Genomic DNA, 12010 nt, shown 5'->3' with positions numbered 1-12010 from the left:
AGTTAAGCTCTCAATTCATGCCCGGTAAGTTTAATAAATAAGTCTTCCAGGTTCGGTGTGTGTATGTGGAGCCCATCGAGTGAAACATTACTTGAGAGTAGCTTTTTTAAGTCGGCATCGATATTTTTTGTAACAATTTCGAAGTGTTCTTGATGATAAACGACCTTTTCAAAAGGTAATTCCTGATCATTATTCAATGCAGTGATGGGAAGTCGGATAAGAGAGCCGTCAAAATTTTGTTCTATTAATTTAGACGGTACGCCTTGAGCAATGATTTTTCCGTTATCGATTACCGCTATTTCATCGCACAGTTGGTGTGCTTCATCCATATAGTGCGTGGTGAGGATTAATGTTTTTCCGTGTGACTTTATAGATTGCACTAATTCCCAGAAGTTTCGACGTGATTGAGGATCTAATCCGGTAGTTGGTTCATCCAAAAATATGATTTCGGGATTATGTAATAATGCTAGAGCAAGTAATAGTCGTTGTCTTTGTCCACCCGATAGTTTTTTGGTATCTCGATCTAAATAACTCCTCAAAGAACACAACTCAATCAGATTGTCTATGTTAGCCCGTGTTCCATAGAGATCAGCAAACATAATTAAAGCTTCATTGACTTTTAAATGATCTTGTAATGCTGTTTCTTGAAATTGAATGCCAATGTGTGATTGAAGTGATTGTTTGGATTTTAAGAGTGGAAACTCAACGGAGCCTGAATCGGCTTCTAAAATACCTTCAAGTATTTCGAGAGTGGTTGTTTTACCTGCACCGTTAGGACCGAGTAATCCAAAACACGTGCCTTTCGGAACGCAAAATGATATTTCGGCAACGGCTTTAACATCGGCGAAAGATTTTGTTAATTGATTTACGATAAGAGCATCAGTCATTTAAGTATTGTAATGACTGATGCTCACATCAACAATGTCTAATTGTCTAAAAGGTTCGTTCTTTAGCTATCTAGAAATGATAGGTTAAGTTGATGAAGACACCATCAAATTCAAGATCCGTGGTGAAGTCATCTTCGTCATCGACATCGAGGTTAAAAGTACGAATACCACCTTCTACACCCAAACCGATTGATGATTCATAACCTAAAATTAAAGAAGTGTCTGAAACTGTGTTTCCACCTGCGCTGATGTAGTTCAATATGGCGCTGACACTTAAGCCAGTGAAAGGCAGATCAAACCGTGCTTTACCGTAAAGCATGGGTAGTGTGAAATCAAAAGATTCTCTATCTGATGTTGCAGGATCGTTTGCGTCGGTTACTTCCGCAAAACCATCAAATTTTCGTGCGGTTAACCCTAAGTCAAGATTGACCCAGTTATCTAGAATTTCATAATACAGAGTGTAATCTTGATGAGACAAATCCATTTCCGCATTAATGTCACCAGCGAAGGTTTCATTACCAAATGTTCCAGTGAAAGTACCAGAACCTGAGGATGCCATATCTTGTTGAGTAATCATCACGTTAGGTATAACGGGAAGAGGATGTTCGAAAGCCAGATAAAATCCAGTTTGATTGTCACGATCGACATCAACATCGGATCCTATGTTTAAGCTTGTATCTGAGTTATTAGCAATGTTACCTGAAAAATCAGGTTTCCAATTGCCAACTCCAGCGTAAATTCCTAGTACATCTGCTGACGCTGTTGTTGAAAGTAGTGAGGCTGTTACAATCGCAGGTATGAGTTTCCGCATAATGGTTCTCTCTATTTATCATTTATTAGGCAAATAATAGCCAATGTAGTTTATAAATCCTTGACTGGTAGCACAAAACCAATAAGACGATCGTTTAAATTTTACAGACCAACGAGCTTTTTGTCTCAAAAAAGTAGAGTTATCCTTCATTTCGTTGATAAATGAGATTAAAAAAAAGGCGCTAGTCTAAGCGCCTTGTGGAAGTTGAGGGTTTGAAAAGCCGAATTTAAACCAGACATTTCAAATTCGACTTATTTAAAGTGTAGTTCAGGCACTGATCCCTGCAAGCTTTTTCCATATATTGTGTTTTTATCACCGAGAGGGACAATATAAGCTTATTGCATATTATTCATGAAGGATATAACGGACTTATCATTAAATGCTGTTTGGAGTAGCTTTCCGGCTACTTCGTTTGCAACTCCTGTAATTTCTGCTTGATTCGCCTTTAATGCAACGGTTAGCTCTTGCGATCGAGAAAATGATTTAGATATAGAATGAGGTTTTCGCTTCAAGGTAATAGCTAATTGTCCATCAACGGAGATGGTTTGTTTGATGCTGCCTTTGGTCACTCGAACATTAAACTTTGTGAAGTCTAGTTCGACGTTAAAATCGGTAAAAAACTTGTTAGAACTTATTTTGTAGCCTTGTTTTATCAGCGCATCAATCAAGTTGTTTTTAATGGCATCTTCAAAGTTGTTGTCGGGTTTAATCACCGCATATTCATTATTCGACTCGGTTGAAACTTCAGGCGGTAATACGCGAATTGCAACCGTTTTATCGTTAACTTTTTGCGCGCCATAAAATTGAATTTCTGGATCAACTTGATAGTTAGTTGGTTGATTTGCACAGGAAGTAAGGCCAAGGGTCAATATTCCCAATACCAATAATACGTAATTCGTTTTTAACATAGTCATTCCCAATCCGTTCTTGTTCATTTTTTCGCACTCAATATAACAAATTTATGATTTTCTTTAACCTTATTCACGGTATTAAAATAACGATTTAGCACTTTGTCATAATCGAGATGACGATTTGCAATAACCCATAACTTTCCTTCTTTGTTAATTAATTGGCTCGACTGTTTGAACATTAATTTTGCCGTGTCAGTGGTTACTCGGCGGTTTTGATGAAAAGGAGGATTGCATAAAATTGCATCATAAGAAGTTTCTTCAGTATGACTGAACACATTGCTTACCGTGAACGTTCCGTTAGACAGTTGATTTTGCCGAAAAGTTTCTCGTGCTGATGAAATCGCCATATATGATTCGTCAAAACCATAGAAGCGAGAATTGGGGTAATGTGAAGCGCCAAAGGCTGACAACACGCCATTCCCACATCCTAGATCAGCAATGTGCTTTGCGTCAGTTAAATCTGGAAAATTCTCTAATAGAAATCGAGCTCCAATATCCAAACTTTGTGCCGAAAAAACATTGGGCATGTTAAATAAAGTTAAGTTGTTAAATCGAAAACTTGAAAAATTTTCTTGTTCATTACTTGGCAAGTCAGATTTAAGCGAGCCTTCAATGACTCGTGCTTTTCGCTGGGCTCGTCCAGGATTTACATGATCCACATGTTGTGAAATACAGGATTTCATTCCTGTCGTGATAAATTTTTGCATGACCGGAATGATTATTTGAGTATTCGGATAAGAACTTCGTAAAGTTTTTAACTGGTAATTTAAGTATTGAATGATTTTGGGTGGGCGAAGGATGATTAGATTGGGCTTTACTTTCGGAAGTTGTGACGTTGAGTTTAATAACTCAAGATTGTTGGTACTGTGATTACTGGTATTTTTAGATACTGCCATTTGAGATAGTAAAGAGTCGCTCCAATGAAATACTTGATGCTGACTCGAAAGCGGGACAGAAAGTGCACCAAATTCATCATTCGCGATAACCACTATTCCATTTTGGGGCAAATGGCCTGTCGTCATTTTTAGAGCTAAATCATCGGCTGCATCCCAGGCTTTTAAAGTGGGATCATGCGCTTTTGGGTACCGGATGAACTCAAAGCTTCCATAGGGTGTTTCAAAGTGTGTCATAGAACATTATTTTCTAATAAATCGCAGTCTGATTTTACCATCGATGTAGCCTTAGATGGGTAATTTTGGTAGCTTCATTAAATGGTAAGATACTTGCTTTATGTTTAGTTCAGTGGGTGAAAGATTCGCCGTCCCGCTAATGTCATTATAATTAACCCAGACACACAAATATTGAAGGAGAACTCAATATGTCCAGTCGCGTTGCATTAGTTACCGGTGGTACCGGAGGAATTGGAACCGCCATATGTCAAAGATTAGCGAAAGATGGGTATAAGGTTGCTGCAGGATACAATGCAGGTGGAGACCACGATAAAGCCAAAACATGGCAAGCAGTACAAAAAGAACAAGGATTTGACTTTGATATCAGCTACGGCGACGTTCGAGACTTCGAGTCGTGTGGTCGATGTATCGCTCATGTCGAAGAGACGTTAGGTCCGATTGATATTCTTATCAATAATGCAGGGGTCACACGCGATGCGACTTTGAAAAAAATGTCAGAGAGTCAGTGGAGTGAGGTACTTAATGCTAATCTAGACTCTGTTTTCAATATGACCCGGCAAGTGATTAATGGCATGATTGAAAGAAAGTTTGGACGCATTGTTAATGTATCTTCTATTAATGCACAGAAAGGACAATTGGGCCAAACGAACTATTCGGCTGCGAAAGCGGGTATGCATGGTTTCACCAAAGCGTTATCACAAGAAGTCGCGCGTAAAGGAATTACTGTAAATACGGTCTCTCCTGGCTACATTGCGACTAAAATGGTTATGGAAGTTCCAGAAGAAATTCGAAACAAGATTATTGAAGGTATTCCTGTTGGTCGACTGGGTTTACCGGAAGAAGTTGCGAATGCGGTAAGTTTTTTGGCTTCGGAGCAATCCGGATTCATTACCGGCTCGAACCTCTCGGTGAATGGTGGCCAACACATGTTTTAAAACACCAAATTTTCCGCCTTAATAGTAATAATAAAGCCGGGAATTCCCGGCTTTATTATTGATGTCGTTTATTGAAAAAAGGAGATTGAAATTTGCGATATTCTGAAAGTAATGAGATGAGCGACACAAATTGATGTTAATTTGTACAATAGTACAACGGACTTTGTGACTTCATTCACAGCAATTTAAGGCCTAAACCCTTATTTTCCGGAAGTAAGAGAATTCTCATGGAGTTGCCCCATGCAAGGCAAGAGTTGGTATTTTAGTCGAAAGGGAAGAGTCGAAGGACCTTTCACTGTAAAACAATTGAAAGAACGGATTAAATTGGATGACGGATATAAAGTCTGGAATCCTCAGCTTGCACAATGGATGGAAGCTGAGCAGCTTTTCCGTCATTCGACAAAAGAAAAGGAATATCTGAGTCACAAAGTGGATCAACCAGCAACCGTCAGTGCTCAGTTACTTACCAAATGGAAAGCACTAGAAAAGCGTCAGGCAGAAGAGCGTCAGCAGCTCATTAATGAAATTATGGCGAAGCAACAGCATTATGGTCTTTCGATAAATAAAATGCAGCAGAGTGATAATTGCGCTCATTTTGAAATCGATGATGCGTCATCAGAGGCTATTTCGACAAAAAAAGTGGCTTACCTGAAACGCAAATAACCTCGCAAGGCTTGGTTAGCAAGGATTGCCTAGTCGATGTTGTAAACAAATTGTTTTAGGTAGTTTTTAAGTTCTGGAACAATAACTTGTTGATCGAGCTGTGGGTGAGACTCTATCAATTTCGCGATCGTCTCAGTGTTCATTTGTGTTATTAATTGATCTGCCACGGGCCGATAACTAATGTGCCATGGTTCTGGACAGACGCCTCCACGATCTTGTTGATAGGGTCGGGAAAAGTCAAAGCTTAACAAGTTATTCGTCAACCAATCATTGAGCTCGGCGCACACGCCACTTTTATCAAACTCACTTTGAACTAATTGAATTGAATGACCTGCATCCACCGGGGCTTTTAAAAATATATCTAAGTCTGTGCCCCAATGATGTCGGCTTGTACCTGGAATCGCGCTCCAGTAACATAAAGCATCAAACTTCTCTTTTTGTGAGAGCTTTGAACTATCAACTTGATCGCCCGACTTGTTGAGTAATGGACGTTTCCCCTGCCATTTTTGTTGCCAAATAGAAGCTTGATGGTCAAATGAGCGCCAATGACTTACGATTACAATTTTCAGGTCATTTTTAGTCAGTGCAGCAATTAACTTTTGTAAAGGTGCTGCTACTTCACGATGTATTGTAATTTTTTGGTTATCAAGGGTGAAATCAACGAGATAGTCATTGTGAAATCCATAAAGTAACTTTTCGTTTTCGTTAAGCGTTATCACAATAAGGTATTCTTTAATATTCGTTCATAGATTAAGCTGAGTTTTTCGAGCTCTTCAATGTTTACACATTCATCGACTTTATGAATCGTTGCATTAACAGGACCTAACTCGACAACTTGAGCTCCAGTTTTTGCAATGAATCGACCATCTGATGTGCCACCACTGGTTTCTGCACAAGCTTCGATATTTTGATAATGCCGGATTGCTTCAATGCAGGATTCTATTAATTTGCCTTTTTCGGTGATGAAAGGTTCACCATTTAACTTCCAATCCAGATCAAAGTCTAATTCATGTTGATTTAAAATATCATTGATTTGCTGTTTTAATCCTTCTGCTGTTTGCTCTGTTGAATAGCGAAAGTTGAATTCAAATCGAGCTTCTCCAGGGATGATATTTCCTGCTCCGGTACCGACGTTGATATTGGTGAACTGAAAGCTAGTCGGAGGAAAATGCTCATTTCCCTCGTCCCATGTTTTATGAGCAATTTCTGCCAAAGCAAAGATAGCTTCATGGAAGGGGTTTTTTGCTAAATGAGGATAAGCAACATGCCCTTGTATGCCATGCAGAGTTAACCATCCCGTCAGTGAACCACGACGTCCATTTTTTATAATATCACCCAATTTAGTTTTAGAAGACGGTTCGCCAACAATGGCATAATCAATGGCTTGTTTTCGACGTATTAATTCTTCGACAACTTTAATGGTGCCATTAATAAATGGACCTTCTTCATCACTGGTAATTAAAAAGCCAATACTGCCCTTGTGGTCAGGATGTTGTGTTACAAATCGTTGAGTCGCAATTAACATAGCGGCAAGACTTCCTTTCATGTCGGCTGCTCCTCGACCATATAAATAGCCTTCGTGCTCAGTAGGAGTGAAAGGATCAAATTTCCATTTTTCAAGCGGTCCTGGTGGTACAACGTCGGTATGTCCAGCAAAAATAAAAACCGGCTGGGCATCGCCGCGCAGAGCCCAAAAGTTTTCGGTATCATGAAAGTCCATTTTCTCAATATCGAAATTAAGGGCTTTTAACCAATCGATCATTAATGTTTGGCAACCTTCATCTCTCGGGGTTATCGAAGGTCGACGAATCAATTCTTTAGCCAATTGAAGTGTTGTTGAACTCATTCGTTAAATATTCCAGCGTAAAGTTCTGGCTTGAAGCCTAAATAGAATTGACCATCAACATCAAGCAGTGGTCGTTTAATGGCGCTGGTATGTTCAACAGCAATTTTTTTAGCAGTTGTTTTATTTAGGTTGTTTTTTACTTCATCATCCAGTTTGCGCCAGGTTGTTCCACGTTTATTAATAAGTTCTTCAGGAGGCAGTTGCTTAAGCCATGATTCAACCAAAGACTGTGAGAGACCTTCTTTTTTATAGTCATGAAATTCGTACTGTATGCCTTGTTCGTTTAACCAGTTAAAGGCTTTCTTCATCGTATCGCAGTTTTTAATTCCGTAAATTTTGATGGTCATAATAAGTTGAGATATCTGTGAGTGAATTTTGATAATGATAACGTCCCATCATCATACAGTAAAATAGCCAATTGATTCTTTTTCAGCGTTGTCGACGTGCAATTTATATCTTTCTCTTGGATAATTTCGTAAGTTACTGGCATTTATTATGACTAGACAACTCAGCTTAAGCGACAAATTGAAAAATTGAACGTAATACTAAAGCGAGCTTTCCACCTCAAATAAAAAGAAGATTAAGGAGACGACCGGTGAAGATATACATCTCAAAAGCACTGGCCATAGCCATTTTAGCTGTGAGTCCGTGGCTCATGGCAAATAAGCCCTTGCGTATTGATGGTCCTCACAGTGACCGAGTGCATTATACGAAAATACAAGCTGAACTCGATGCTGATGAGCACCGAGTGGACGCATCCATGACCTTGCGTTGGACGAACAAAACCAGTCAGACATTTAATGAAATTCCTTTCCACTTATACCTCAATGCTTTTTCTTCGACAGAAACCACATTTATGCAAGAAACCAATGGCGGTCAGTTGCGAGGTGATCGTAGAGAGGGGGATTCAAGAGAAAACTTTGGTTATGTCAAAGTGCTAGAGCTTACGGATGAAAAGGGGAGCAATATTATCGATCAGTGGTCTATGGATGTTGATATTGCAAAATTGACTTTGTCTCAGCCTTTGGAACCTGGTCAAACAATCACTCTTAACTTTAAGTTTGAAAGTCAACTACCAAAAGTTTTTGCTCGCAGCGGACATAATGGAGAGACTTTTAACTTTGTTGCTCAATGGTTTCCAAAACCCAGTGTTTGGTACAAAGGTCGCTGGGTGAATCACCGCTATCATGCACACAGTGAGTTCTTTGCCGATTTTGGTGTTTATGACGTGTCACTTACCGTTCCCAAGTCATATAAAGTTGGTGCTACAGGTGTGCGAGTAAATTCTGAAGAGGACGAGGAGAAGAGTACTCATCATTACCGTGCTGAAGATGTGCATGACTTTGTTTGGACTGCAGATAAAAACTTTGGGGAAGCGAGCAAAGAGTGGAATGGGCTTACAGTACGTCTTCTTTATCAAAAACCGTTGGACGATGAGTCAATTCAGCACCAGTTGGATAGTGCAATCGGAAGTTTTAAATGGTTTGATTCGGTGGTTGGTCCATATCCTTACTCAACGATGACATTAGTACAACCGCCAAGTAGTGCCAGTGGCGCTTCGGGAATGGAATATCCAACTTTAGTAACCACCATTACCAATATAGAAAAGTCTTCATTTCAAGAAATGGCTGCAATGGTGACGGTTCATGAGGTGGGGCATAATTATTGGCAGGGTATTCTAGCTTCTAATGAGTTTGAAGAATCTTGGATGGATGAAGGAATCAATAGTTACACCGAAGGACGCATCATGGAAGAGGGATTAAATATGCCCGCTTTAATGAGTATTGGAGATTGGCAAGTTAATATGCCAATGATGCATCGGATTCGAGCTGCGGCGTCACAAAATATTGATCCGGTTAACACCAACTCTTGGAGTTTTATCGATTCCAGAAGGTACGGCTCTAACTCGTACTCAAAACCGGCAACTATATTAAACACCGCCGAACGCTATTGGGGAAAAGCGACAGTTGATCAATTACTGGCAAATTATTATCGTGCCTGGGCTTTTAAACATCCGACAACAGAGGATTTTCTTACAGTTGCCAGGGAGATAAATCCTGAAATGGCCGATTTTTTAAATCGAGCAATTAACACGACACAAGGAATTGATCTTAAGATTCACAAAATTTCTTCGCGAAAAATGGATACACCTGCCGGATTTGATTTGGCAGCTAAGGAAGTAAAAGAAAGCTTTAAAAAGCCAGAAGAAACGGACAAATACCGAAATGAAGTTATATTGTTGCGGAATGGAGAGTTGTTTCCCAAGTCAATTGATGTTCGGCTCGTATATGAAGATGGAACAACTGAATATCGCAAGTGGGAGCTGTTATCTGATAGGAAATGGTCGAAATGGTTGTGGGAATCGGACCAAAAGTTAGTCGAAGCGATGGTTGATCCTAAGTTTACATGGCTACTTGACTTAAATTACACCAACAACATTCAAAGAGTTAGTTCAGAAAGCAATGAAACATGGCGTTGGTCGTTACCACTAGCTCAAGCATTACAAAACATAACAACAACATTATTTGTATTTTAGGGGGAAGAAATGAAAAGGGCATTGGATCTTGTATGGCGTTTTAAGTGGATTCCTCTATTTACAGTGATTATAGAGGCGTCTTTAATTTTTCCATTTATTTTCTTGTTAAATCAGTTCGGTGAGCGATCTTTTACTTACAACCTCAATGCAACGCCTATGGGTTCGCCTGAATTTGTGAGTATGATGGTTGAATCTGTCGTAAATGACGCTTCTTTTATCAGTGCTTTCAAGCTTTTTATGGTGATTGCTGTCATTGCGTTTATTGTTAAGCTCGCTTTGGTGGCGGGCACTTATGCTGTTTTGCATCATGACAAACCACGCATAAGAGATTGGTTATCCGCTGCAGGTGAGTATTTATTGAAGACGATTGGCCTATTTCTTCGATGGCTGCTTATTCCCATCATTATAGTGTCACTGTGGGCACTACTGCTAGTTCCCGATATTTCGTGGCTATCAATTATTGCCTTTATTATGATGGGATTAGGTTGGCTACTTTCTTTATCAATCCTCAATTACGCTATGATTTTTTCAGTCCGCGATGAAAAAAAATCTTTACGTAAAGGATATTCTGTATTTAAAAGAAATACGGTTAGGACATTGGGCGTTATTATGATTGTAATACCGTTGTTACTAGGAATTAATTATGTATCAACATTTTTAATTCAATGGACGGCTTCACCTGATTTCGGATCTTTGGTAACGGTAATTTGTGCTTTTCTATTTGCTTTAATCATGCGTTTTGTAATTCTACTTTGGCAAAGTATGCACATGAAAGTCTTCGAAGATGATCAACAGCCTGTTTATTGAGGTTTAATAAATCCTTTTTAAGGTTAAGTTTTATAAGCAAACACTATCGAAAAACTGATCATTAATAACAAAATGATCAGTTTTTTTGTCAAAAGAAACAAAAATTGTTTTTAATGAGCGAAAATTGAACGTAAAAGTTGATTTACTGCGAATGCAGACGTATATTTTTAGTTGAGTGCTCAACTCAACTGAGAGTAAGAGAAAACATTCCTTTGAATACGAGCTCGGTCTGTTTTCTCTCACTCTTTTTTTTCATCCAAAGGTTTTCACTCGTTTTATCCATTTCGATTCTTTTTATATCATTTCACTTAGCGAAGCTACCGTCATCTGTCGATTTTAAAATAGGCGTGGGATCAAATTATTTTATTCATGAACGGATAGATTGTCTTAGTCAAATTCGTTAATTTAGCTTTTACTGCTAAAAAAATCGGCGCATTTTAGTCCTATAGTTGAGTGGATGAGCTGTATTATTAGTTGAGATGAAAAGGCATTTGCGATGTAACAATCAATTCTCGTTGTAAAGCTGTTGATAAATTATAAGTAACGATAATACATCGAAAAGGATTGAAGTTAATGAGCTGGCAAGAGATGTCTCGAGCAATTGGTTTGAATACGAAATGACGGAGAGCATTCGCTCTCCGCAAAATTCGAATTAACGAGCTAGTCGTAGTAATTCATTGATGCCCGTTTTAGCGCGTGTTTTTTCATCGACTTGTTTGACGATAATTGCGCAATATAAACTGTAGGTACTATCTTCTGAAGGCAAACTACCGGGAACAACAACAGCTCCGGCAGGAATTCTTCCGTAAGATATTTCACCAGTTTCACGATTGAAAATACGAGTGCTTTGGCCAATGTATACGCCCATTGAAATAACAGCGCCTTCTTCTACGATGACACCTTCTACAATTTCAGAACGTGCGCCAATAAAGCAGTTATCTTCGATGATAGTCGGACTGGCTTGTAATGGCTCTAGTACTCCGCCTATTCCAACCCCGCCAGATAAATGTACGTTTTTACCAATTTGTGCACAACTTCCGACAGTCGCCCAAGTATCAACCATTGTTCCCTCATCAATAAAGGCACCAATGTTGACGTAAGACGGCATTAATACAACATTTGGGGCAATGTAACTGCCTTTTCGTGCAACCGCTGGTGGAACGACTCTAACTCCAGATTGTGCAAATTGCTCGGCGGTCATATCGTTAAATTTGCTGCTAACCTTATCGTAATATTGAGTAAATCCACCATCCATCGGTGAGTTGTCATTAAGCTTGAATGATAATAGAACCGCTTTTTTTAACCATTCATTCACAATCCATTCGTTGTTTTGTTTTTCTGCTACTCTGGCAGAACCTGAGTCAATCATGGTTAAAGCTTTGTTGACGGCATCGCGCACTTCTTGTGGTGTATTTTGTGGTGAGAAGCTTGCTCTATTTTCAAATGCATCATTAATTAAGGTTTCTAAATCGGACATAGACTCG

The 12010-nt window shown here is 39.1% G+C and carries 12 protein-coding genes; 4 read left to right on the top strand and 8 right to left on the bottom strand.

Annotated features, from left to right (window positions below; genetic code table 11):
* Positions 1-2 precede the first annotated feature (2 nt).
* From FAX86_RS02055 to FAX86_RS02040, 4 genes are all read right to left on the bottom strand, one after another.
* Entirely contained in the window at positions 3-887 is an 885-nt protein-coding gene (locus FAX86_RS02055; protein ID WP_144391669.1) for an ABC transporter ATP-binding protein, read from the bottom strand.
* Positions 888-957: 70 nt separating this feature from the next.
* Entirely contained in the window at positions 958-1698 is a 741-nt protein-coding gene (locus tag FAX86_RS02050) for a TIGR04219 family outer membrane beta-barrel protein (protein WP_144391668.1), read from the bottom strand.
* A 335-nt stretch (positions 1699-2033) separates the two neighbouring features.
* Complete coding sequence (locus FAX86_RS02045; protein ID WP_164503423.1) at positions 2034-2606, bottom strand: YajG family lipoprotein; 573 nt, start codon at positions 2604-2606, stop codon at positions 2034-2036.
* 23 nt (positions 2607-2629) lie between these two features.
* The gene (locus FAX86_RS02040; protein ID WP_144391666.1) at positions 2630-3739 is read right to left on the bottom strand and encodes a class I SAM-dependent methyltransferase; all 1110 of its coding nucleotides are present in this window, start codon (positions 3737-3739) and stop codon (positions 2630-2632) included.
* A 188-nt stretch (positions 3740-3927) separates the two neighbouring features.
* Between FAX86_RS02040 and phbB the strand changes: the two genes are divergently transcribed.
* Both phbB and FAX86_RS02030 read left to right on the top strand, forming a co-directional pair.
* Positions 3928-4674 carry an acetoacetyl-CoA reductase gene (gene phbB, locus FAX86_RS02035; RefSeq protein WP_144391665.1) on the top strand — a complete coding sequence of 249 codons (747 nt, stop codon included), beginning with the start codon at positions 3928-3930 and terminating at the stop codon, positions 4672-4674.
* Between the two features lie 240 nt (positions 4675-4914).
* Positions 4915-5337, top strand: a complete 423-nt coding sequence (locus tag FAX86_RS02030) for a DUF4339 domain-containing protein (RefSeq protein WP_144391664.1) — start codon at positions 4915-4917, stop codon at positions 5335-5337.
* Between the two features lie 29 nt (positions 5338-5366).
* On the opposite strand, the gene FAX86_RS02025 is transcribed toward FAX86_RS02030, so the two are convergent.
* Genes FAX86_RS02025 through FAX86_RS02015 form a run of 3 tightly spaced genes read right to left on the bottom strand, consistent with a single transcriptional unit; the run spans position 5367 to position 7530 of the window.
* Positions 5367-6056 (bottom strand): M15 family metallopeptidase, encoded by a 690-nt coding sequence (locus tag FAX86_RS02025; protein WP_164503422.1) that lies wholly within the window; start codon positions 6054-6056, stop codon positions 5367-5369.
* The gene (dapE, locus tag FAX86_RS02020; protein ID WP_144391662.1) at positions 6053-7183 is read right to left on the bottom strand and encodes a succinyl-diaminopimelate desuccinylase; all 1131 of its coding nucleotides are present in this window, start codon (positions 7181-7183) and stop codon (positions 6053-6055) included. Before dapE ends, FAX86_RS02025 begins: the two co-directional genes overlap by 4 nt.
* Entirely contained in the window at positions 7180-7530 is a 351-nt protein-coding gene (locus tag FAX86_RS02015) for an ArsC family reductase (RefSeq protein WP_144391661.1), read from the bottom strand. Before FAX86_RS02015 ends, dapE begins: the two co-directional genes overlap by 4 nt.
* Before the next feature lie 248 nt (positions 7531-7778).
* Here FAX86_RS02015 and FAX86_RS02010 point away from each other — a divergent pair, with 248 nt between their 5' ends.
* Together FAX86_RS02010 and FAX86_RS02005 are read left to right on the top strand one after the other, a co-directional pair.
* Positions 7779-9719, top strand: a complete 1941-nt coding sequence (locus tag FAX86_RS02010) for a M1 family metallopeptidase (RefSeq protein ID WP_144391660.1) — start codon at positions 7779-7781, stop codon at positions 9717-9719.
* Positions 9720-9728: 9 nt separating this feature from the next.
* Positions 9729-10526, top strand: coding sequence for a hypothetical protein (locus FAX86_RS02005; protein WP_144391659.1), 798 nt, complete (start codon positions 9729-9731; stop codon positions 10524-10526).
* A 652-nt stretch (positions 10527-11178) separates the two neighbouring features.
* Here FAX86_RS02005 and dapD read toward each other — a convergent pair.
* Positions 11179-12003, bottom strand: coding sequence for a 2,3,4,5-tetrahydropyridine-2,6-dicarboxylate N-succinyltransferase (gene dapD, locus FAX86_RS02000; RefSeq protein ID WP_144391658.1), 825 nt, complete (start codon positions 12001-12003; stop codon positions 11179-11181).
* Positions 12004-12010: the final 7 nt, after the last annotated feature.

The sequence above is a fragment of the Pleionea sediminis genome (assembly GCF_007570825.1).
Classification (GTDB): Bacteria; Pseudomonadota; Gammaproteobacteria; order Enterobacterales; family Kangiellaceae; genus Pleionea; species Pleionea sediminis.
The sequence above is the reverse complement of the archived record's forward strand: the minus strand, read 5'-3'. Positions and strand labels throughout refer to the sequence as shown.

Coding starts and splice junctions, on each gene's coding strand:
- dapE (WP_144391662.1), bottom strand. CDS start 7,183: ATGAGTTCAACAACACTTCAATTGGCTAAAGAATTGATTCGTCGACCT.
- FAX86_RS02055 (WP_144391669.1), bottom strand. CDS start 887: ATGACTGATGCTCTTATCGTAAATCAATTAACAAAATCTTTCGCCGAT.
- FAX86_RS02030 (WP_144391664.1), top strand. CDS start 4,915: ATGCAAGGCAAGAGTTGGTATTTTAGTCGAAAGGGAAGAGTCGAAGGA.
- FAX86_RS02015 (WP_144391661.1), bottom strand. CDS start 7,530: ATGACCATCAAAATTTACGGAATTAAAAACTGCGATACGATGAAGAAA.
- FAX86_RS02005 (WP_144391659.1), top strand. CDS start 9,729: ATGAAAAGGGCATTGGATCTTGTATGGCGTTTTAAGTGGATTCCTCTA.
- FAX86_RS02050 (WP_144391668.1), bottom strand. CDS start 1,698: ATGCGGAAACTCATACCTGCGATTGTAACAGCCTCACTACTTTCAACA.
- FAX86_RS02040 (WP_144391666.1), bottom strand. CDS start 3,739: ATGACACACTTTGAAACACCCTATGGAAGCTTTGAGTTCATCCGGTAC.
- dapD (WP_144391658.1), bottom strand. CDS start 12,003: ATGTCCGATTTAGAAACCTTAATTAATGATGCATTTGAAAATAGAGCA.
- phbB (WP_144391665.1), top strand. CDS start 3,928: ATGTCCAGTCGCGTTGCATTAGTTACCGGTGGTACCGGAGGAATTGGA.
- FAX86_RS02045 (WP_164503423.1), bottom strand. CDS start 2,606: ATGTTAAAAACGAATTACGTATTATTGGTATTGGGAATATTGACCCTT.